This window comes from Bradyrhizobium sp. AUGA SZCCT0283, assembly GCF_018130385.1.
GTDB lineage: Bacteria > Pseudomonadota > Alphaproteobacteria > Rhizobiales > Xanthobacteraceae > Bradyrhizobium.
Window position 1 is genome coordinate 127,859 of the sequence record NZ_JAFCLU010000003.1, and the last position, 22,349, is coordinate 150,207.

General features: G+C 55.8%; 15 protein-coding genes and 1 pseudogene. 6 read left to right on the plus strand and 10 right to left on the minus strand.

The window, feature by feature from the left end:
* Positions 1-51 precede the first annotated feature (51 nt).
* Positions 52-1,041, minus strand: a complete 990-nt coding sequence (locus JQ624_RS06155) for a zinc dependent phospholipase C family protein (protein WP_212417967.1) — start codon at positions 1,039-1,041, stop codon at positions 52-54.
* Positions 1,042-2,277: 1,236 nt separating this feature from the next.
* On the opposite strand from JQ624_RS06155, the gene JQ624_RS06160 reads away from it, so the two are divergent.
* The 5 genes from JQ624_RS06160 (at position 2,278) to JQ624_RS06185 (ending at position 10,729) form a co-directional block, all read left to right on the plus strand.
* Positions 2,278-3,048: a hypothetical protein gene (locus tag JQ624_RS06160; protein WP_212417968.1), complete on the plus strand. Its 771-nt coding sequence runs from the start codon at positions 2,278-2,280 to the stop codon at positions 3,046-3,048.
* 7 nt (positions 3,049-3,055) lie between these two features.
* Positions 3,056-5,848, plus strand: coding sequence for a hypothetical protein (locus JQ624_RS06165; RefSeq protein WP_212417969.1), 2,793 nt, complete (start codon positions 3,056-3,058; stop codon positions 5,846-5,848).
* A 964-nt stretch (positions 5,849-6,812) separates the two neighbouring features.
* The gene (locus tag JQ624_RS39670; protein WP_212418191.1) at positions 6,813-6,944 is read left to right on the plus strand and encodes a lipocalin-like domain-containing protein; all 132 of its coding nucleotides are present in this window, start codon (positions 6,813-6,815) and stop codon (positions 6,942-6,944) included.
* A gap of 282 nt (positions 6,945-7,226) precedes the next feature.
* Complete coding sequence (locus JQ624_RS06180; protein WP_212417970.1) at positions 7,227-9,326, plus strand: hypothetical protein; 2,100 nt, start codon at positions 7,227-7,229, stop codon at positions 9,324-9,326.
* 270 nt (positions 9,327-9,596) lie between these two features.
* A protein-coding gene (locus JQ624_RS06185; RefSeq protein ID WP_212418192.1) for an IS3 family transposase occupies positions 9,597-10,729 on the plus strand; the annotation gives its coding sequence in 2 pieces (ribosomal slippage) (positions 9,597-9,852 and positions 9,852-10,729; 1,134 coding nt in all).
* 982 nt (positions 10,730-11,711) lie between these two features.
* Here JQ624_RS06185 and JQ624_RS38445 read toward each other — a convergent pair.
* A complete protein-coding gene (locus JQ624_RS38445) occupies positions 11,712-12,728 on the minus strand; it encodes an integrase core domain-containing protein (RefSeq protein WP_249129456.1) in 1,017 nt (338 codons plus the stop codon).
* 81 nt (positions 12,729-12,809) lie between these two features.
* A complete protein-coding gene (locus tag JQ624_RS06195) occupies positions 12,810-13,574 on the minus strand; it encodes a sugar phosphate nucleotidyltransferase (protein WP_212417971.1) in 765 nt (254 codons plus the stop codon).
* A gap of 253 nt (positions 13,575-13,827) precedes the next feature.
* Here JQ624_RS06195 and JQ624_RS06200 point away from each other — a divergent pair.
* A pseudogene (locus JQ624_RS06200) lies at positions 13,828-15,204 on the plus strand (IS701 family transposase).
* A 117-nt stretch (positions 15,205-15,321) separates the two neighbouring features.
* Here JQ624_RS06200 and JQ624_RS06205 read toward each other — a convergent pair.
* From JQ624_RS06205 to JQ624_RS06235, 7 genes are all read right to left on the minus strand, one after another.
* Positions 15,322-15,960, minus strand: a complete 639-nt coding sequence (locus JQ624_RS06205) for a TylF/MycF/NovP-related O-methyltransferase (RefSeq protein WP_249129497.1) — start codon at positions 15,958-15,960, stop codon at positions 15,322-15,324.
* A gap of 169 nt (positions 15,961-16,129) precedes the next feature.
* A complete protein-coding gene (locus JQ624_RS06210; RefSeq protein WP_212417973.1) occupies positions 16,130-17,338 on the minus strand; it encodes a DUF6365 family protein in 1,209 nt (402 codons plus the stop codon).
* Positions 17,339-17,371: 33 nt separating this feature from the next.
* Positions 17,372-18,070: a hypothetical protein gene (locus JQ624_RS06215; RefSeq protein WP_212417974.1), complete on the minus strand. Its 699-nt coding sequence runs from the start codon at positions 18,068-18,070 to the stop codon at positions 17,372-17,374.
* Between the two features lie 51 nt (positions 18,071-18,121).
* Positions 18,122-18,466, minus strand: coding sequence for a hypothetical protein (locus tag JQ624_RS06220; RefSeq protein ID WP_212417975.1), 345 nt, complete (start codon positions 18,464-18,466; stop codon positions 18,122-18,124).
* Positions 18,467-19,730: 1,264 nt separating this feature from the next.
* A complete protein-coding gene (locus JQ624_RS06225) occupies positions 19,731-20,060 on the minus strand; it encodes a hypothetical protein (protein WP_212417976.1) in 330 nt (109 codons plus the stop codon).
* 95 nt (positions 20,061-20,155) lie between these two features.
* Complete coding sequence (locus JQ624_RS06230) at positions 20,156-20,689, minus strand: hypothetical protein (RefSeq protein WP_212417977.1); 534 nt, start codon at positions 20,687-20,689, stop codon at positions 20,156-20,158.
* Positions 20,670-21,932 carry a site-specific integrase gene (locus tag JQ624_RS06235; RefSeq protein WP_283816900.1) on the minus strand — a complete coding sequence of 421 codons (1,263 nt, stop codon included), beginning with the start codon at positions 21,930-21,932 and terminating at the stop codon, positions 20,670-20,672. The genes JQ624_RS06230 and JQ624_RS06235 overlap by 20 nt, the downstream gene beginning before the upstream one ends.
* Positions 21,933-22,349 lie beyond the last annotated feature (417 nt).

Consider the following 22,349-nt stretch of genomic DNA (forward strand, 5'->3'; position numbering starts at 1 on the left):
CTCCAACGAACCGCTCATGCCAGGCTGTATCGCGCGCAAGCCGAGGGATGGCTAGGTGGGGGCGTCACGCCGGTTACGAGCAAGGCGAGCCTGGTTCCGCTGAACGTCGGCCGTGCTCGTCAGGGATGCTATTAGCTGTTCGTGCCTTCGTATCTCGCCCAGCAATCTGTTAGCTTCTCTCTCGGCGAGATCGACGGCGCGTCTCTGCTCCGCTAATCGGAGTTCCTGGAGGCGAAGAGCCTCTCTCGCGACTTGGAGCTGAACCTCACCGAAAGCCTGCCGCGCGCTCAGATCGACTGTTTCAGCGACGTACCGTGCTACGAGAGTGGCAGCTGTCTTCTCTATTTCTTCAAGGAGCTTAATGCTTTCTTGTACGGACCTCCGCACTCCATTCATCCCAACCAAGTGAGCAGCGTAGCTAGTTCGCAAATATTGCGCTACCGCATCGTTATTGAAGATAAAGGTGTCACGGGCCCAATCGATCGGCACGGTCATGGTCTTCGCATCGGGCGCTGGAGTAGGAAGTCGCTCGTCGATGTATCTCTCAAGAACAAAATGACGCCGTTCAACGGCTCGTTCGTCGCCCAGGGCAAACACATCGCCGGAATAGTTATTAACGTATGTGTGCGCAAAAATATCAGTGGCAGCATGCACTAGGTACCCATAAGCGAACGCCAGTTGATCCGGCGAAGAAGCAGATTTGACGGTGTGAGCGAGCCACTGATCAGTCTGCCAACCGCCTTGAATGCCGGGGTGCGTAGTTGTTTGTCCTACTACAAGATCCGGATAAATGTCTGGACCGAGCGCACCGGAAAGAAACGCAGTGGGATGGTTTCGCAAAGCGGCGCACACTTCGGAGGTCAAGGCATACTGTTCGCCAACAATGCGAACAGCGCAGTCGACTTTCACATCATCGAGAATCGTTTGAGCGACCCAGAGGTGCGTTTTTAAAGAAAAGCTAAGTGCCGAGTAAGAGTGGACCACGCACAAATGCAATCCGGTAAGAAGCGCTAACCCGAGGCGAAGCGAAAATCTCAACATCGTAGATTTCCCCCTATCTATCCCATCTGCTCCTTTGGCAAACCCTCAAATTCAGCGCTGAAAAAGATTCTCCCGCTAAGCAACCCTGGCCGGGATGGGGCGACTCAGGTTTCGCCAACCGCTCAACGTCGAACGCGCGACCGATGTCTAGGCCGGCCGGATCGTCGACAACTCGGATGCGAGCGCGAGTACCTTCAAGTATTGCTGAAGCAGAGGAGGTCCAAAGAAGGCGTGCTAATGCGCACGCACAAAAACGAAATGTGTAAGCGGACATGATGCCCCCAACACTTCTGTATGCAAAAACTCCGCTCAAATCATTAGCGTGGACAATCAGCCCGCCGCCCAGTCAAACCAGTAAACGATCAATGGTGCAGACTAAGTCGATCGTGAATCGACTGCAAGTTAAAAACGTTCGTGCGACAACCTGTACGATATGCTTGACCCAATTACTGAAAAGCGGCTTGCGACGCACGCAAGCCCGCCAACGTCTGGCGAGCGGCGCTGTAACCGCCAGCAAAGATTCAGGCTGCACTTGACGAGAAGGGAAGCCTCGTTGCTTTATCGTGGAAGAGGACGGCGGTCGTCAGGCCCTAAAGCAACTATTGCAGCAAGACAAAATGGACGGTGGTCGCTATTCATTTTGAATGTAGTTGTTGGTAGTTCGAAGCGATCTGAACGCAGTTCGCGGATGTTATTTGGCGCCGCGAGTAGGTTGATCGCCACTCATAGCCTTATAATCGTCGCCCGGTGATGATTACCGGCCAGACAAAAGCGCGGCTTCTTGTATAATACATTGCAACTCCCGCGCAAATATCGGGAACGTTAGTGGGCTTAACAGCTTTCACGATCTCAGACATGATCAACGGGTCTCGGCATCATCCTTTCTGGTCTTATTTGCTTTGCGTTTTGTCGCGGCGCGCTCATCTCGGTCCTGAATGTCTCAGCAATACCCTTGCCCCATATCCTTTCCGAGCATTCGATGTTGGCGCCGGCCTAGCCGCGTTTTGGTTGGCCTGAAACCCTTTTATTGCCCGGCTCGATTCTCAACCTTGCGCAATTCGGAATCCGCGTCATAATCTTCTGATTGTGTTGCGCTGGGGAGGCAATAGCGTGATTTCTTACAATACAATCCGGGGGCACTTAAGCGCAGCCGCGATCTTGCTCATGTCATCTTGGCAAGCGGGAGCTCAAAACTCCATTCCTTATACGGAACGGATTGAGATACGCGGAGCCGAAATGTTCATAACCGCAGACCCGATTGATGAAATTTTGGTTTTTCCGTCAGGTGAGCTCGTATTGGATGGCAAAGCTCTCAACATCAACGCAGGTAAAGTTGAACTGCAGGGAGATTTTTCAATCCGTGCATTCCCCGAGGGCAAGACGGCTCCAGCCAAACAAGGTGAAGCTGCTCCGGGTCCCAAAGGCGGCGGCGGGGCCAAGGAATCGCAAGGGGCAACGGGGCCAACCGGCGCGACTGGTGCCACGGGAGAACCTGGTGCAAAGGCCGGTGTTGCAAGGCTAAGGATCAGTGAACTTATAGGACCCGGTCGGCTGCTCGTTTTGAACAACGGGGGAAACGGCGGAAAGGGCCAGATGGGCGGAACTGGCGGCATGGGAGGCGACGGCGGGCCCGGCCACAACCGACGTTGCTCGATCGGCCATCGCGATTCGCCGAGGAATGGCGGCAAGGGTGGCACCGGCGGCAAGGGCGGGACAGGTGGTACAGGCGGCCCAGGCGCTGACGGAGGTGCCATTATCCACAACGAGAAACTCACAAAATTTCTCGAAAGTGGAAAGCTCGTTTTGACATCAAGCCCGGGAAAGGGAGGTGATGGAGGCGAGCGCGGCAAAGCAGGTACCCGTGGAGTTGGCGGTATAAGGGGTGAAGGTGGCAATTGCGGAGGCCCGGCCGAAGCGGGGCCCCCCGGAGATCCAGGAACAATTGGCGACCCGGGAAGCAAAGGGCCTGACGGGGTGCAAGGAGTAATTACGTCCACGAAGCACTGAGGCGCAAATGAAACACGCACGGCACCTGTTGCTTATCATGAGCGTGTCAGTCTTGATGTGTGCAAAAGGGGTAACCGCAGAAATTGACTGTTCCGCACTTCCGATAGAACAACCGTCCGTCAATGTTACCGACGAACTGGAAAAGCCAAGCGACTTTGTATTTTCCACTTCTGAAGACCAAACTGAGCTCTACTTCGCGGGCGACGTCATAGTTATTGATGCAGAAAATTTCCCTTTCTTCTTTCCGCCCGACAATCTTGCTGTGCCAACAGTACGGAGCATCACGTTCGAAGCGCGAAGGATAATAGTCTCGGCGCCCCTACGATTTCGAGATGCGTCAATTCAATTGATTGCAGATGAGATAACCATTCGCGGACGCGGATCGTTAGGCATAACCGAATTTGCGAAATCGGACGTCCGCAGCATTAAGATCCTTGGCAAGGTCCTGGATCTCACACGGTCCGATCTCTTACCGTTCGCGACCTATACGCGCGACTGGAAAAGCCCTGAACCAAAAGTTCAGCATCGCATTTCCATTCACGTCGGGACCATACTCCTCCCACCAAAGGCACAGGCCCCCACCTATGACTTATCGAGAGAGAGCCGTCTTGTTCACAACTTATCACTCGATTTTGGAAAGAGCCGAGCAGAGGGCTGGGAGGACGCTTATGATGTAAGCCTAGGATCTAATGCATTGAGCGAATACGAGGGACTGGTTGTTGATAAGCTCATATGGCCTCAACTAACAGCTGCTAGGATCGACGAAATATTCTCGACGTCGCCATACAATGCGGACGTTCGGAACTCGCTTCGTATAGCCGTGGATAGTTACTTGGAGAGGTTCTCAGGGAAGCGCGATCCTACTTCCGTTTTGCGATTTCAAGCCACGAAGAACGCCATAGCAGAGGGCTTAGACCTGAGAGGATTATCTGCTTACGACATGCCGATGATCTCGTTCAAAAATCTTCTCGATGATTTTAAGGAAAGAAAAGCGCGGACGCTCGGAACCGGTGGATCGCTCCCGCTCTGGGATGAAACTATATCTAAATCAAAGACTCGATTTGTTGCAGAGGCTGCCCCCGTTCGCGCCCTAAAAGCCGACGAAGATTCCGCGCTCAATCAGGTAAAGATAGCCGACTCTGAAATTCAGGCTGCTGTAGACAGCTTAGTAGGTGCTGATAACAGAATTTTATCAATACTTCAGGAAATCGACACTCGCCGACAGGCCGCCCAAGCCGCGGCAGCAGCGGAAGCCAGACGACTCAAGGCTGCCGGAGAGGTCGAGGCCGCCGGAAAGGTTCTCCAGCTTGTGGCAGTGGCCGTGGGAACGTTCTTCCCAGTCACAGCGCCGATTGCGCTATCTGTTGGTGCCGGCCTAGGAGTCTCATCGAAAGCGATAGCTAACCACAATCGAGGCCAATCGTTCAGTGTAGAAGAGGCTGCGATAAGCCTCAGTGAAATGACCGAGCTTCAGAAGCAATATTCAGCACAAATAAAGACTTTGAAACAAGCTTGGGAGGGACAACCAGACGGTCAGGATCCGGTTTCCAAAGGTGGACTCAAAGGTACGGGGGCGGCCGCTGTAGACCATGTTCGATCCGGCTTTCGTAAAGAAGCGAGCGCGCTAACCAACGCAAGCGCGGCTGCCCAGAAATTTTTCGAAGCTGCAAAGGACATAGAAAGATCAGCGCGGCCGCCGCAACGCGCAATCTTCCGACAAACTGCATTTGAAAAAAAGGACGCAAGGCTTCAGGAATTGCTAAATGAGCTTTCCGACTTACAAGAACAAGGGGCGACCCTTAGGGGTAAGATTGCCACCAGCGCGATGGCAAAAGCGCGTGCGATGGATGCTTTAGGTGCAACCCGTACCGGCCTAGATGCCCTGTTAACACCGCGGGTGGGAGACGTCAGAGAAAATGCGCGGCAGCTCAATATTGCATATTGGTATCGACAGCGCACAATTACAGAATTGAAGAATCGTGCGTTGAATTTGCTTAGGAGCTATTCGTATAGAACTGGCGCCCCGCTAGAATTGCCTGTAACGATGCGTCAGTCGTTTTCCCCTCGCCTCTCTGATGCGACATCTCTCAACATGCTATTGGCCGGCCAGACGACAGAACGTCTGGAAGAGAGTCGCGCTCAAATCAATAGAATGTTTGAAGGTCTCATCGCTTCGCTAGAGTATGAAGACCTAAAAATGAAGCTTCTGGGGCGAAAAACTTTGAAATTTTCTGGACTGGAAATCGCGGCCGAGGCATCGAAGCGCTCCGCCCGGCAACAACAATTCGTGGATGAAATAAACGCGGAGATAGCTAATCAAGTTAAGCGGAAGTCCGAACCTAAACTAATCGAAATTCCTATCCCAGTATCGATCGGAGCCTCTGAGCGACCAGAGCGCGTTGTTGCCGCTACTGTCTATGATGCGCAATTTGAAGATGAAACCGCTCTGAAGGGTATTCCAATTCGCTTTGCAATTTCACACCCCGGGTATGGAGTGGTCTACCACAACAGCAAGTGCACATTCGTACGTGGAGTCGGGGTCGATGGAAAGCCGATTACTCCGTTAAGCTGGCTTAACAACTTCCCCGCAGGTTCGAACACTCTGCAAGCATGGTCAAAATCTGTCGAAACAACAGCCGAAGAACTATCTCTCACCTACCCATTCCGATCGCTATATTCCTTGCGTATCGAGGTCTTGGGTAGGGACCAAATTGATCCTTCACTTGCGCCGACTTTAAAGAGCATATCCGTCGCTATAGCCGGGGACGAGGGTGTAGATGCGAAATTTGTACCCAGGTAGCAAATTTGGACTGAAATCGAAGGAGGCAGGGCTTGAAGCTGAAAAGTGGAACGATCACTCTGCTCATCAGTATTTTTTTTCAAGGCTCGTCAACTGCAAAAGAGCTCCTAGCCTGCGAATGCATTTCCGCAGAATCGGGCTGCAGTTTCAGCGTCTTTGATCAAGCTGCGGGGAAACCCCGGAAGAATTGGGTTCAGGAATATAGCCCAGTTCCGGGAAGGGATACCTCATCGTCCGACATGGCAATGGCATGTTGGCGGAAGCGGAATACAGACGCTGGAGGTCAGGGGTTATGCTGCGAAATGGATAACGACGACCGCGACGCGAAGCGATATTTCAAAGGTCAGCTGCAATGAGCCTCGCCCATCCGCACCCTACGGTCGCGCAAATGCGAGCTCCTCAAATTCCTTTCGGCGTAAGGGTCCCAGTTGCGGCGTTTCCTAATACCTTCTAACCTAACTGAGCTCGTGTTAGCGCAGCGCCCCGTGAGCCACGATCTTCGCCTTTGCCTCGTGCAAGCCTGACCACGACCGGCAAACGGTACGCGTCCGGCGCCGGCCCCTGGTCAGGTCATCTTGAGTGGATGGCTGACCGCTCTTATTCGGCGTGAGCGACGTTCTGAGGTCGCCAATTCCAGGGCATGAGCTGGTGGATGCGCTTGGCGGGATGATGTTTGGCTCGCCGACGTGCTCGCCCGCCTGCCCGACATATCGCCGCGCCGTCACTGCAACCTGGCGCGGTGCCTGTAAGCTCTCCAGGACGATCTTGAGCTTCTCATCCTCGGACCAGCGCCGCCGGCGACCCGTCTCCACCCACCTCGAGCCAGTCGACTTGGGAACTGCGCCTATCACTGTCCATAAGGAGAGTTCTCAACAACCACGCTTCACTCGGCAAGACGGCCTTCACCAGACGGATACTATGGCAGGGCACCCCTGACGAAAACTAAGAAACAGCCGAGGGCACGATCACCTACTTCGGGACCTATTCGATAAGCGAGGCAGATAGAAGCATCGCAATTAACGTCGTAGGCAGTTCCTTTCCAAACTGGAATGGACGGACCAGAAGCGCTTTGTCGCAATCGCCGGAGAACAGCTGACGCTGACTGTTCGTCCATCGGTTGGAGACGTAGTTGACGTAATTTGGAAGCGTGCGAATTGATCGAACCTGCCAAGCGCAGCCCGCTTTTCGGAAGAGCAGATCATCGGGATCTTGAAGGAGTATGAGGCCGCGAGGCGATCTTGCGGAGATGCCGAGGAAAACCGGACAGTTTGGAACCAGCTATGTTACCCTCGGACCGGGTTGCACGCAACGGACCACAAAAACAGCCGTCCCGTCCCGGGAAGTTCATCAAAGTAACGGTTAATCCGGAGAATCCCAGATGAGGACTTTGCTCACGTACCTCGCAATGGCGCTCTTGGCTATTTGTTCAACCGAAGCTTTCGCAAAAGACATCAATCCCTTCAGGACCGGCTTACTTCCTTCTTGGCCGATCGACAATGTCGGCGATCCGATCCCCGATGAGTTAATTGCATCATGGAAAGGCGATTACTGTAAGGTTGCACCTGGGAAATACGCAGCATTTCCATCCAAGGGCAACTTATGTCTCAAGGGGACCAACGGCTGCACGCATCCACGAGACCGAGATGCCAAGGATGTCGACGCATCGGATCCGGGCGGGCTTTGCGACGATGGCGATCAAACAACTTACAACGGACTTTTGTGCGCAGCAGGCGACTCGGAAGGTTGCGCGGCCGTAGAGCGGGCCCAGGACGGAAGCGGACGTTGGTTTCGCTCGCCGCATCGACTTTGGATGAGCAATGCACGGTGCGCTGCTCTCGCGAAATCCAACAAAAAACAGCTATTTAACGACAACTGCGCCTATGGGTTCTCCCCGGATATGAATTTGGGTGTCCTACTCTACACTCTCAGAACAAGGGATGTGAATCGGTACAACAGGTGGCTTAGGTGGCTTGATAACGAATCCAAGAACACAAAACTATGCACGTTTGATGTCAATCGAGAACCAACCCAGGACTGTATTAAAATTGAGTGGCCGAGGGTATGCACGGACGACCTGGGCCATCTCAATTCAGACGAAGATCCTGGTTTTGCAATTGACGGACGTTATGGGGGTAAATGCGCGCTTCGTCCGTGGGATACTTTGGATTTTTCTGCAGTGAACGATGCCGTGAAAACGTCATTCCCTCCGCGACTTGCAGCCTGGGATCTAAAGTCGCGCGGACTAATCAGCGCTGCCAAGGGCGCAGTTCTAGCAATCCCAGGTGGCGTCTTTGTTGCCGGAACAAACCCTCTCGTCCTAATGTCTACAGTAGACGCGAAACATTTCCCGACGCACCTCGATGCAATTCGCGTTTTGATTCGCATGATGATCTTAAATCCCTCAATGCAGATGAATAATCTGCCAGACCTCCCTGACCCAGAATCCCTTCTGCCCGATATTATGAAACTCGGCGTTTCTGACGGGGCTGATTTGATGACAATAAGATTATCCGCGACGGCTATTGCGACGCGAGTGCCCTGGGATCCGTTCTACCAATTGTTGGCTAATGGCCCTACGCCGACTGTTAGATCAAAGATCATACTTCACTGTCCGGCAGCAGGAGATAGATCAATCAAGTCCGATTGGATTTGGGAGAAGGCGAATGATCAAGATGGAAGCAAATTAAAAAGCATGGGATGGGACTGTGTCTTCGTAGCGAAACTCTACAATAAGATGAGAGTGAAAAAGAATATTTTCGACGAGCTATTCGCCATGTTCCTAAAATATGGAGATGGCGTTGAGAAACTTTTTACGAAGTCAAAACAAGCTCTCCAGGCCGCCCAAGCAGGCAATGAGGAGGCGCAAAAAGCAAATCACGCGGCGAAGAAAGCGTTAGACGATGCTAATGAGTTTGTTGGGAATACGTATAAATCAACGAGGGATGAGCTGGATAAGCAGCGCGTTAATTTGGAGAATGGTATTCAACAAGCCACAACACAGGTAAATCAACTTCGCAGTAGTGCAACCTCACATGCGGCGAGGCTGGCCGCATGCGCTCCCTCCGTGCTCGTGCCGACGCCCCCGCGATGTGACAGATGGGTGGGACCGGTGTGCGTTCAACCCGTCGGCCCAGGAGTGAGATCAGCTCCTAATCCCCTGTGCGAGCCAATTAAGAAGGCGGTCAACGAAACAAATTCCGCTTTGACTGGCGCTCAAAACACCATCAATTCGAGCCGTTCAGCGATTGATGGTATCGCAAAATCAGTTAAAGCGCTCGACGACAAGCTGGCTGATACTAGACAGAAATTGCAAAAGGGAACGTTGCAGGCCGCGTATAACACTACAAGAACGGCCCTAGATTTAAAGGGCAGAGCCTTGAGCAAGGCGGAAGATGAAGTGGCACACCTTCACGCCGCATACACAAGAGCCAGAAATTACGCCTGCGTCTGGAAGAGCGAATCGAAATGCGAGCAGTGAACTGCGTGGTTGGGACAGAGTTGAAGTACCGGCGTTAATTTTCCTACGCTGCTTCCCTATCCTGGCACAGCGCACCATCAATCGTGTCTTAGGGAAGCGGAGTATCGGCCGGCTCGGCCGTTACGCATCCGCGGCCACGATGCGAAAATTCTCGAGTTGCAAATCTAGCCAATTGGCGCGGCAGAGCCGGTCCCGGAATTCTGGACAGGGCGATAAGTGGAGTTTCTGCCTGACAGCGGGCACGCTGGTGCCTGCGAATCAGGAGCGACGATGAGTAGACGAGCACGCCGGAATCACACACCGGCCTTCAAGGCGAAGGTGGCGCTTGCCGCCGTCAAGGGTGATCGAACCGTTGCGCAGCTTGCCGAGCAGTTCGACGTCCACCCCAATCAGGTCACGACGTGGAAGGCTCAGCTGGAAAGCAAGGCGGCCGATGCATTCGGTGCCGGCGGCGCCGGAACGGAGCAATCGGCGGTCGACGTGAAATCGCTGCACGCCAAGATCGGGGAACTGACGCTGGAGAACGATTTTTTAGAAGGAGCGCTCACCAAGGCGGGATTGCTGAGCGCAAAGCGATGATCGACCGCAAGCACGATCTGTCGATCACCAGGCAGGCGGAAGTTCTGCAGATCAGCCGCGGCAGCGTTTATTATCTGCCGCGCCCGGTTCCGGATGCCGATCTCGCGATCATGCGGCATCTCGACCGGCTACATCTGGAGTTCCCTTTCGCCGGTTCGCGGATGTTGCGCGGCCTGCTGGCTTTGCAGGGGTGCAAGATCGGCCGCCGGCATGTGAAGACGCTGATGAAGCGGATGGGGATAGAGGCGCTCTATCGCCGTCCGCGCACGACGAAGCCCGAACCCGGTCACAAGATCTATCCATATCTGCTGCGCGGCATGGAGATCACGCGGCCGAACCAGGTCTGGGCCATGGACATCACTTACATCCCGATGGCGCGTGGTTTTGTCTATCTCGCTGTCGTGCTCGATTGGGCGACTCGCCGGGTACTGTCGTGGCGGTTGTCGATCACGATGGAAGCAGCTTTCTGCGTCGAGACGCTGGAGGATGCCATGGCTCGTCACGGCAAGCCGGAAATCTTCAACACGGACCAGGGCTCGCAGTTTACCGGCGCGGCCTTCACCGGCGTGCTCGCCAGCAATGGCATCGCCATCAGCATGGACGGCAAAGGCGCCTGGCGGGACAACGTCTTCGTCGAGCGGCTGTGGCGCAGCGTCAAATACGAGGAGGTCTATCTGCGGGCCTACGAAAGCGTCGGCGAGGCACGCAGCTCGATTGGCCGATACCTCGAATTTTACAATGGCCGCCGACCCCATTCGAGCCTTGACGGCGCCACCCCGGATCAAGCCTACTTCAATCAACCGCCATTCCGCTTGGCGGCCTAACCCCGGCAGAAACCCCACTTATCGATGCGGGGATTCTGTTCAGACAACCGGGACCGGCTCTGGCTTCGGGGCTGGGCCTCGAAAGGCGAGCGTTGGTGCCGCAATTCTGGCTGATGCTGTATGACGCAATGGATACCCCCACCTGCGGCAGCATCGCCCATATATCAATAGATATCACATCAAGCTTGCTAGCGGCGGGGATCTGCGCCGGCAGGCGGTCCATTATTACACTAATGTCTGACGACTTGTGATATACCCCACCAAATCCCTGGCTCACTCCGAGCTTTAGTGCCGAGGATGGACATGATTTATCAGATTATCGTGGCATGCCTGTTGGTTCTGTCGATCAATCCGGCGTCGGCTCAGGGACAGAAGTGTGAAACGAAAGAGATGACTGTTGAGCTGAAAGTCTCAGGAAGTAGAGGCTTAGGGAGCAGAAGCTCGCATTGTGTAAGGCAACAGGTTGCCCCGATACGCTTCTGCGCGCCGACAGGTTATGCAATCAAAAGTTTTCATTGGGTCGATGTTATTAGACGGAACGTTCTGGGCCACGAAGCCTTAAGTAAACTGGATGACTCCTGTGTAGCAGGCGATCTGCGTGGCTATTCATCCGATCATGTTGGCTACGCTCCGTTCTATCGGTGCTCCGCCGTGACTTGGATCAAGCGACTGACAGTTGAGTATTGTGCGAGCAATACTTGAGGCCGGACTTTCGGGAGCTAGTCTCTAATATCGATACGGCGTTATTCGGTACACACCCGACACTTAATCGAGCCGCTGAAATCTTCCAACCCGTCGCCCGTACCGAATGCTCGGCTCAAGAGTAGGAGCGCCGGCTCCGCTGCGTTTTGAACGACTGCAGAGGTTTTTCAATTCGATTTCAGATGATAATTCGTTCAACTTCCTTCAGTGTCACAGACTCACCTGTGCGATCGTAAAGTTTTGCGGTCTGAGGGTTCTTACCGGTGTGTGTGCCGAAAACTTAAACACGGGCGTAATGGTTATGAAGTCCGCCCAGGATGGCGCGTGAACTGATCACACCGGTTCGCTGAACCGGGCGAGAAACCGGCGCATCCTTGTTCAAGGATCGATGCGTTCTGACGAAATTGTAATAGTCGGCGTAGGATTTCAGGACGCGACGCAAATGCATCTCGCCCAAGACAATGATGTGGTCCACACACTCACGCCGGATCGATCCGATCAGCCGTTCGGCAAAGCCATTCTGCCAGGGCGAGGCTGGTGCAATCGGCTTGTCCCGAATGCCCATGGCGCGCAATCGGCGGGTGACGACGCTGCCGTAGATCCGATCGCGGTCCCGGATCATATAACGCGGAGCCTCGTCCCAAGGAAATGCTTCCGTTATTTGACGTGCAACCCATTCGGCCGTCGGATTTGCTGTGACGTTGGTCCAGACGAGGTCTCTGCGGCCGAGCCGGACGATGACTAAGGCATAGAGCAGGTCGAAACCGATAGTCGGAACAACGAACAGGTCCATGGCGGCAATATCCGGCGCGTGGTTATGCAAGAAGGTTCGCCATCCCTGGCTGGGCGGCCCCCTCCGTTTGACCATGTACTTGGCGACGCTCGACTGCGCGACCTCAAACCCGAGCTTGAGCAGTTCGCCGTGAATGCGTGGCGCGCCCCAAAACGGATTTTCGACGCTCATCCGCCGAATCAATACGCGCAGCTCCATATCGATCCGCGGTCGCCCTCCCCGTCGATGCGATTTCCAACGCCAGTAGCAGCGAAAACCGGCCCGATGCCAACGCACGAGCGTCTCGGGCCGGATGATTGTGAGAACCTTCAGGATTGATGGAAACCAGCGATACAGCTGGATCAAGAACCAGCGATCATGGTTCGTGAGCCGGATGCGACCATTCAGCCTGCGCCTCAAGACAATCAACTGATGTCGAAGCACCGCGTTCTCAGCTTCAAGCCGTAACTTCGACTTGAATGGCGAGGCCAGGACGGCCAGAGCGAAACAGAGCAGCCCGATCATTCCGCCAGCTTAGGCGATTCCATCACGTCATCAATTCGGATAAGGTTTTCGGTACACACAGGCGTGACCGCAATTGCGCGATCAGCACGTTCTGCGCCTATTGGTAAGGTCTGAGTGGTGCGCGCTCCAGAGACTTCGCGCAGCTCGTAAACCATCCGGCGTGCCCGCATCACAGAAGGCACCTTGCGAAAATCGGCGTGCGACGATCTTCAGACCATTTTGGAGCGCAGCGTCCATGACACTGCTTAGGTTCCCCTCCCGGGTGACCCGCGCCTTCCTGTCATATTGATAACAGTATCTCGTGAATTCCGCGCCCCACGCTATGATTCCCCAGGTATTGCGAAGCGCCGTCTTGGTCGGTTTGTCAAGAATGCTAGTGACCACGGACCCCCTCATCCGTACCGGCGCCAGGTGAGTGGGTTGACTTGTCGGGAAAACACCAAGCATCACGTCTGCTCCTGATCGGAGCCGGGCAGCATGCACGATACGAAGGGCATCGCTTGGCAAGAAGATCGTGTCGGGCAAGGCAAAAACAACGTTATCATCGCCGAGATGATCCCGGGCGGAGGCTATCACATTGGGCAGCCCCAACGGCTCAGGCTGAATCACGTACTCCAGACTGAGGTCAAATTTAGCACCGTTTCCTAAAACGTCTCGGATCAACTGCTTTTGCGGGGCGATGACCACCACAACTCGCTCCGCGCCGGCACATTTCATGGCCCGCAATGCAAGCGTGCAGATTGGCTCGGAGCGCGTCCTCGAGAGGGACACGAGTTCTTTAGGCCAGTGACGGGCCAGGCGTGTCCCGAGGCCTGCCGCCGGGAGCAGACCGATGACGGCACGCATTCTAGGAGTGTCCAAAGTCATAGCGAGGTTCGCGGAAGCCAGTTCAGGTATCGTGCGCTATTGACGCAAGCCGTCCCATGGTTAACACACCGTAGCTTCAATATCCTCCCCCGCGGCGCTACCTACTAGCCGGTAGCGACAACGATGGCAACGCATGGACTGAAGCCTGCAGCTCTGAGCCAAAACGGCTACGAATATTAGCACTACTTTGGCAGATTTTTCGCGGGCACGGGATTCCCAAATCAGTTTTTCTGTGACTCATGGGTGGTCGGCTTTTTGGAGGGGCCGACCATGGTTAGCAGAACGTCGGATTGGAGAGACGAGCTTGGCCGTTGGCTCAAGCCGTTTCTAGATCGGTTTGGTCACCAGGCACGGCGACAAATGTGCCCGCTCTACGTGTCGGGACTGATCGGTCCTGGCGATCGCAAGAGGATTCAGCCGATGGCGAAGCGGCTAGCACTCGGCGAATGCGACCAATTGCACCACTTCATTGCCGCCGGGGTCTGGGATGCAACGCCAGTGGAAACAGAACTGCTTATCCAAGCAGATCGGCTCGTTGGCGGCGACGATGCCGTGCTGGTGATTGACGACACTGCGATACCCAAGAAAGGCACGCATTCGGTGGGTGTTGCTCCGCAATATGCTTCGGCGCTGGGCAAGACCGCCAATTGCCAGACCCTGGTATCGCTGACGCTTGCGCGCGGCGAAGTACCAGTCATGCTTGGGTTGCGATTGTTTCTTCCCGAGAGTTGGACGAGCAATCAAGGTCGGCTGAAGCGAGCGGGTGTTCCAACCGAATATCGAACGGCCTCGGACGAAGCCGGAGCAGGCTCTGGCAGAGATCGATCGTGTCATCACGACCGGTGTGCGCTTCGGCTGCGTGCTGGCGGATGCCGGTTATGGGCTAAGTGCGCCGTTCCGCCAAGGGCTCACTGCTCGCAAACTGACCTGGGCGGTCGGCATTCCGCGGCACCTCAAGGTTTACCCTGCCGATGTGCGGATGATCTGGCCGGTTGCTAGGCGCGGTCGTCCCCGCCAGCGGCACGTCCCGGAAATTCTATCGATACCGGCCGAAGACATGCTGGCCAACGCCAGATGGCGCACCATCAGTTGGCGCACCGGCACGAAAGGAAAGCTCAAGGCTCGTTTTGCTGCGGTCCGCGTGCGAGTTGCCGACGGACCGCCGCAGCGGATCAGGGACAAGGGTCAGCAACATCTGCCCGGCGACGAGGCTTGGCTCATCGGCGAACACAGGATGTCGGGAGAGAAGAAATACTATCTTGCCAACCTGCCGGCGAAGACTGACCTGCGCACCCTAGCGGCCACCATCAAGGCGCGATGGATTTGCGAGCAGGCTCACCAGCAGCTGAAAGAAGAACTTGGTCTCGATCACTTCGAGGGCCGATCCTGGCAGGGCCTTCACCATCATGCGCTCATGACGATGATCGCCTACGCTTTCCTCCAATATCGCCGGCTCAAAACAGCAAGGCGGGAAAAAAAGAATCAACGGGTTGCCGCCGCGACTGACATTGCCCGCCGTGCGCGAGGCCATCCTCGAACTCATAGCTCGACCACCGCCGCAGCGATGCCCGCACTGCAGAAAATGGATTTGCAGCGAAAAGCAGCATGAATAAATCTGCCAAAGTAGTGTTAGGACGAATGCCTGGCAATATGGCTCTACGCGGCGCCCTGCGTCTTGGGTTAGCAGCGTAGGACGCAGGATTACCGCTAGTCATCACCTCGCAGGTCACATCTTCTGCAGAAGGCCAAACGCGAGGTCGTTCGTCGCGCAGAGAACTTGAAAGCGCTCGGCCTTGCCCCTGATAAACTCGTCGCACGCGATCTTTACCCCTTTGAAAACGTCCCATGCGCGCGGATTCGCAATCCGGTCGCCATAGTCGTCGACGACCAGAAGAGCCCCACGCGAGAGACGAGGGTAAACGGTCTCTAGCGCGACCTTGGTCGATTCGTAGAAGTCCGCATCAAGGTAGGCGAAGGCTATTTGCTCGGGCAGTTGTTGCGGGAGCGTCTGCTCGAACCACCCGGGATGAATCGATGGGGGTGCGAGGCCACGCCTGGCAAACTCACTAATGACTTGATCGGGGCTCGCCGCGAGCTGTCCTGCCTTAAGGAAGTCGTCATGTTTCGATCGGCGTGGAAGTCCCTCGAACGAGTCGTAAACGTGAAACTTGCGGTCACGCTGACCAAAGTGGTCGAGCAGTAGTCCGAGATAGGCGGCCGTTTTGCCTGCATTGCAACCGAGTTCGACGAAAGAACCTTCAACATTGGCCGAGAGGACGCAGAACACCGCCCATTGAAGATGAATTAGGCGATCGAAATCGCTCATCACCCTGTTGGCCTTAGCAAAACTCTCAATCGTAGCCATGGTGAGCACAAGTCATCTCCACGTATCTTTGCCAATCGGTGGGACCACCCATGAAATCGAAAGGCGAATCGAAAATGATGCGCGAGCGCGCCATACTGGATACCAGTAGGGCTTAGAGTTCCTGGGTCACACGCGAGCCATCCCGTGGTTAACAAACGGCGAGCCCAATTTAACAACCGGTCAGCTTTTGGATCGCTTCCAGAGGTGTCGGGAGTTCAGAAACCCGTTCCCGGTAGGCAAGTTGCCTCGCTCGGAACATTTCGCGTTCGCGCTCATCGGTGAGCAGCGCGCGGATCGCCCGATGCGTCGAGGTGCCACCGAAAATTTCAAGGCACTGAATCGCTGGCTCATCTTTTAATGAGTTGAACGCGCTCACCAGGCTCGGATCAAAGCTCGGAAACGCGAGCCAGGGATTTAGACTTTTCGGGTTGTGGAGGATCATCTCCGCCGCGACTGAGCTGACTAAATCGTCCTCCGAGGTCAGAACGTCAATAGGATTGAGCGTGTGTCGCCATAGGACTGCGGGCACAAGCGAGCAGACAGCCTTGCCGAGACTAACGGAGAAACAATTTTCTGACAGCATCAGATCCGAACACGCGAGCGTTTCCTCGAACTCGTTGGGAGGCATGTTTGGCAGATTGACAATCGTTAGATCATTTACGGTCAGTGAAGGAAGGAGTGTCCCGTCGTTGACTGAAACAACGGTGATAGGGTCGGGCATTCCGGCCAGGTAACGGATGAGCAGCTTCGGCAAGAAATTGTACAAAGGTTGATTCATTATGGTCGCCATGAACTGCGTCCACCGTGGTACGGCATGGAATACTAGTAATCCGCGGGAGCATCCAAGATATCGCGCACGAAGCGCCGAGCGCCGGTCAGAATCCAGTGTCGCGGGTGGCGTCCAATATCGGAATAAGGCGAGCTTTGGTCCTGCCTGTCGGCTGGGATTGTGAATCGGGCAGGGCAACAGGATCCCCATCCGATTCGGTGGCGGCAGGGAGGGTAAACGGTCCGCGTGGGCGAGATCCAGATGATCCAAGGTAAGGAGCGCCGCATCAAGCAGCTCAAGACTCTCAATCCATGCCTCGTTTGCGAGGGGAACGCTCCCGGCCTGCAGGGCAAGAAGGGGATAATCGGCAAAGAGGACGAGTTTCGGTTTGAGCCGCCGCACAGTCTGAACCCATACGACTTGGTTCTCCTTCAGGTCACCTGCAAGCAAACGGGTTTCGAACTTTGGTGGAATGAGCTTTGCGGTGTTGGGTGACGCAAGAAAGTTAGCCTGCCATCCATGCCGGGCAAGGTGATTAGCGACATGGATCGCTGTAATCGCTTCGCCGCACGAAAGCGTGTGAGGAGTAACGATCAGAATCCGTTGCATAAAGCGACCGCGGTCGTGTCAATTTCCGCCGCATTAGTGCTTGGCAGCTCTACTTAGTAGGGCCGGCTGATCGAACGTCACCGTGACCTTGTCCCAGGGCCACGCCAAGGGTGTGTGTTGCGTCACGCAAAACAGCGTGGGACGGTCGTCGGCAAACGTCGAGCGCTGAATGACCATCCCGTTGGGAACTGCAATTCCACGTTTCTTGCGTTCCCCCTCGTTCAGGACTACCCGAAGAACGAAGCTCGGCCGAGCGGTCTCGTCGAGAGCGTAGAGTTCCGATAGCATCGCCTGAAACTCGGGTTGACAAACAAACTGGCCGATACTGTTGATCGCATCCTTAATCTCAACTCGGATGACCCCGCGCGGTTTCACTGTGACATCGCTCATTTGAACCATTTCTTCTACACTTACGACTCCATTACATGACGTCACAGTGAGTCTGCCGTTTTCGAACGCGACGAGGGGAAGATTTTCGCGTGCGTCAGCCAACGGGGCGAGTTCTGGCGGTTCGAAGTATCGCGTGGTAATTCGAAAGGTAGCCGGAGGCTTAAGACCTCTCGATATCAAATAGTCGAGCGATGCAACCCTTCTGGCCTCTGAGAGCGCTTCAACTTCCGAAGGACTCTGCCGAACAGCTTCAAGTGCGCTCAGGAGTTGAGGGCTCGTTGCGAACTCGGCCAATTCGTCAGCCATTCTGCTAATGTCATCTTCGTTGAATTTCGCAGGCATCAGAGAAATCCTTTGCGCGTCACATATGGTCGCGGTTGCGCTCATAGCGGCTCAGGGTATCTCCGGTTCTAACGGCTCCGGCTCCGGATCCGGCCCCATGGGCGGCCCTGGATCGCCGTTTCCATTGCCGCCGTCTCCAACGGTTACACATATGATGTAACCAAGACTCCCGCAGACCGTCAAACCTGCCCTCGCTGAGGCAGGCGGTGGAGGTCGGTCCGCAGGATATTTCTGAATCAACAGGCGTGCGGTCGGCACGCCCAGCTCTTTCAGAATCGTTTCTGGCTCTTGCGTGAACCGCATTGCCAAATTCCTGTCGGAGCGAATTCTTCCGAACGCCTCAGTAAGTGTTGCCTTCTTTTCCCTTTTTGTTTTTTTCCCTGTTTTCTTTGCCATAAGCGCCTCCTACTGCAGTATGTGACAAGCGCACAAAATTTTATCACCATTCGTAGAGATTGCCAATCCGGGACTGGTGCCGCGTGCCACGGCTGCCTGCTCATCGCGGAAACGAGCTGCGAGATGAGGAACTTGTTTTTGGACAGGAATTTGCTTGTCGCGACCATGGCAATCGGTGCGTCGTTTTTTTAGGGCCTAAAAACAAAGTTTGCTCTTATGCCATTGATCTCAAATGCAATCGTCTGGACTCTTAATCAGCGGGTCCCAGGTTCGAGCCCTGGTGCGCCCACCACCCAGTCCGCTGTTTTGGCATTTTGCAGAGACTGTCGAGAAAGACCCGCTACGCCTCATCGCCGATCACCCGTACTTCCTTGAGATCAATACCAATCGCCGTTGAATTCCGCGATATAGCCGATGATCTTGTGATCCTTGGTGGATCTTGCCGGCGATACTGGCGGGGTTTTTCGTTTGCGCTTTGACCGATCCCTGTCTCCGTTCGCGGAAGTGCGGCGATTTCGGCCCTTGGTCTCCGGTCGCAAAATTCCCGTTCCCGGCGCGATTTCCGGTTGTTCACGATGAGCTGTGCCGCGCCGCGCCTGAGCCAAACCTCGGCGGTCCGGCGGCCGATCACGACCTTTGGATTGGTCTTGGCACAGCGAGCGGCATTGATTTTGTTTGGAAATTGCCTTTCCTGCAAACTCGCAAATAGCGGCGCGTCATAAGCGCCATTTTTGGGTGCTAACCGATGCGGGAGCGCCCACCTAGCGCCCGGCTACGAAGCTCCCCAGGAGACGTTCCGGTGAAAAATTTTGGCGCGGCTACAGCTTGAACGCGGCGCTCCCCGGCGCGAGGCTGCTGAAGGTCCCGGCCTGGTCGATGGCTGGGTAGTCCGCAGATGTGGTCTGTGATACCGCGCCCCTAAGAAGGTAGAGCGCGCCCTCGTCCATTGGCCATGCCGCCTTGAGCACCTTCTCCAGTTGCCTCGTCTGACCGTGGCCAGATAGGAGGCGGTAATGGCCCGCTTGATGCTCCTGGCCTCTGCCGCTCTGCTGACGCGAGATAGCTCTGTGGTGCGCATCGCCTAGACCTCCCCAAAGGAGTTTGGGCAAGTCTAAGCACACACAACCACAGGTTGGGAAGACGCATAGCGCGATCTTTCAAGGGTTCAGGGGAGAACCCTTGAACCCCTTGGTCGTCGCGGAGAAACTGGTTGCGGTCGTCACCACGGTGCATCCTTATCTTCGAGATCGTATTGCTCAAGCGCCTAAAATGGGCCGAAGCTGCCGTCGATGATGGGCTTCTTAAGAAGTTTCGCGTGCAGCTCTTCCGCATAGACTGCTCTGCGAAACTCGTACCGGCCTGTGCCGTTGTTCATCACCGCAATCACAAAGGCCGTATCGACCTTCCCCTCGCGCTTGGCTGACATCAATCGCTCATACTCAGTGCGATTTAAGGCATAGTTGCCGTAGCGCTTGTTGTAGGTCGCGAGCACGCCCCCGATCTTCCGGCCGTCGATCTCTGCGGAGTACAGTCTTCGCCCGATTGGGCGCCAGCGCGGGTCCTCGAATATGTTGGTCAGAATCGTGTCGGTCATGGTGCCCGCCCCTTCTCGTAAGGTTGCGCATGCACACACATTTAATTCGTATTGCCGTGGCGGTCATCGGCCCATAAATGAGGATTATTGGGCCCCTAGAGAACTCGCGGGTCGCGCTTGGAGCGGGCCATGTAGTTGCGCAGCTTGTTTTCCGTCAGCGGATTGATTCCGCCCACCTCGTATGTCGCCATCTTCTCGACGGTCCACAGGATCGCCCGATCCCTGATGACGCCGGCACTTTCCTTCGGGTAGTTGAGCCTCAAGAAGTCGATCACCGCCAAGCACAACGCCTTGGCGTCCGGCAAAATGGAGACGGAGCGACGCTCTTCCTTGGGCTTTGGTGGCCTGCCTCGCTTTCGCTTCTGCTGCTTTTCGATCAGCTCCTCGACCAGACCCGCAAAGTGCATCCCGTCGTGCCGATTAATCTCCTCGCCGCTCCTGAGCATCCTGGCGAGGTCGCGAAGGTCACGGCGCCGCGGGATCGCGACAGGGCCGCCGTCATCTGCCGCCGCGATCGCCATCACCTCACTATATTCATGCTCATCGAACCAGCGCGTGACGAGCTTGAGCACCTCCGGCTCATCGCGCCACTTCGGCGGCTTTGGGTACTTAACCGGCGCTGGAAACATGTCCGACGAGTCCCTCGATGTGCTTGGCCCAGGCCTCCAGCGCGGCGCGTCGCTCCGCCATCTGCACGGCCCGGTTGTAGATGCCGGCCACGCCGCCTCGCGCTCCAGAAACGTGATTCAAAACTAGCTCTATGACGTGGGGCGCAATGCCCAGCTCCGCCATGCCGGTGGCCACACCGCGCCGGATGTCGTGAATCCTCCACGACGCCACGCCCTCCATCCTGGCATCCAGCCTCGCCTTCGTCTTCGACCAGCCGGAGATGGGCGTCGTCCCAGTGGTGCTGAACACGAACTTGCAGCCATCCAACCGCTCCGTCTTGGCGATGATGGCTCTAGCCAGCAGAGACAATGGCACTTGATGCACGCGACCATTTTTGGTTCGCTCACTAGGAATGGTCCACATGGACAGGTCGTCGCTCAGCTCTCCGACCTCCATCTGCGCTACCTCGTTCAACCGGCAGCCGGTCAGCAACAAGAGCTTGACCGCCGCGTCAAAGGGCTTGCTCACCTGCCCAGTGGCCCGCCACAGCTTGGTGATCTCCCTGTCATCGAGCACCCGGTCCCTGGCCTTGGGCGCGGACGGGCGCTTCAGCGCATCCAGCGGGTTTTGGCCGACGCGCCGCTTCTCCAGCGCCCAGTTGAACATCTTGGACAGCGCGGAATGCATCGCCCTGGCCCGAGGCTCCGACGGCTCATCGTTATTGCGCTTAAGGCCCATCACGCCCTTGTGCCTGACCTCCTCGATCAGGCGGAATGCCAAGTCCGCGTCGATCTCGCCCAGGGGCTTGTCCTGCCAGCGCGCCGCCAGGCCTCTCTCGATCAGCTCCAGCTTGCCGTCGACCTCGCGCAGCCCGAGCAGCTTGGCCTGCTCCTGCCACCGCCGCGTCTTCTTCTTGGCGTGCTGCGTGATGAAATCGGCGGCGGCGACAGAGAACGTGTTCTCCGCCAACAGCGCGACGCTGCGCTTCTTCGCTTGGGCCTCCGCGGCAACGTCCCTGCCGGTCGCGATCTCGTGCTTCAAGAGGGCGGCCAGTCGTCTGGCTCCGGCCAGCGTGAGGTGACCGCCAACCACCGGATCGGGATCGCGCCTGTCATCGGCCACCGTGCTCACGCTGCCCAGCACCAGCTTGCTAGTCCGCCTGTCCGCTGGCCTGCGAAATCTGAGGGCCCAGGACTTCTTGCCCGATGGGTAGATGACCAAATACAGGCCAGGGACGGAGGAGTCGGCCACCTCCCGCGGCAGATGACCGCTGGGCTTGAGCTTGGATACGGCCTGGGGCTGTCAGCACTTTCGTCATGAAAAGTAACCCCGGAGTAACATGGAGAGGGGTTAAGCCTTGTTACTTTAGGATACGCCTAGAGAATAAAACAGGGGGAAGTGATTGTGAGATTAACGATTTTTACAACAGACCTGATATCCCATGGGAGGGCCAGAGACCCCAGGCCTGGATTTTGTAAACCGAAGGTCGGGAGTTCAATCCTCTCAACCGGCACCAGCAAAATCAAAGGCTTCTGAGATTTTGTAGCCCCATGGACTGGCGAATTCTTCAGCAAAAGCGACATCGGGGCTACGCAGGGCTACAATCGCGCGTTCATCACGCTAAAACAGCGCGTCATTGTCATTAACGTCATCGACGAGATTGTCTTCCTCGATAACTCC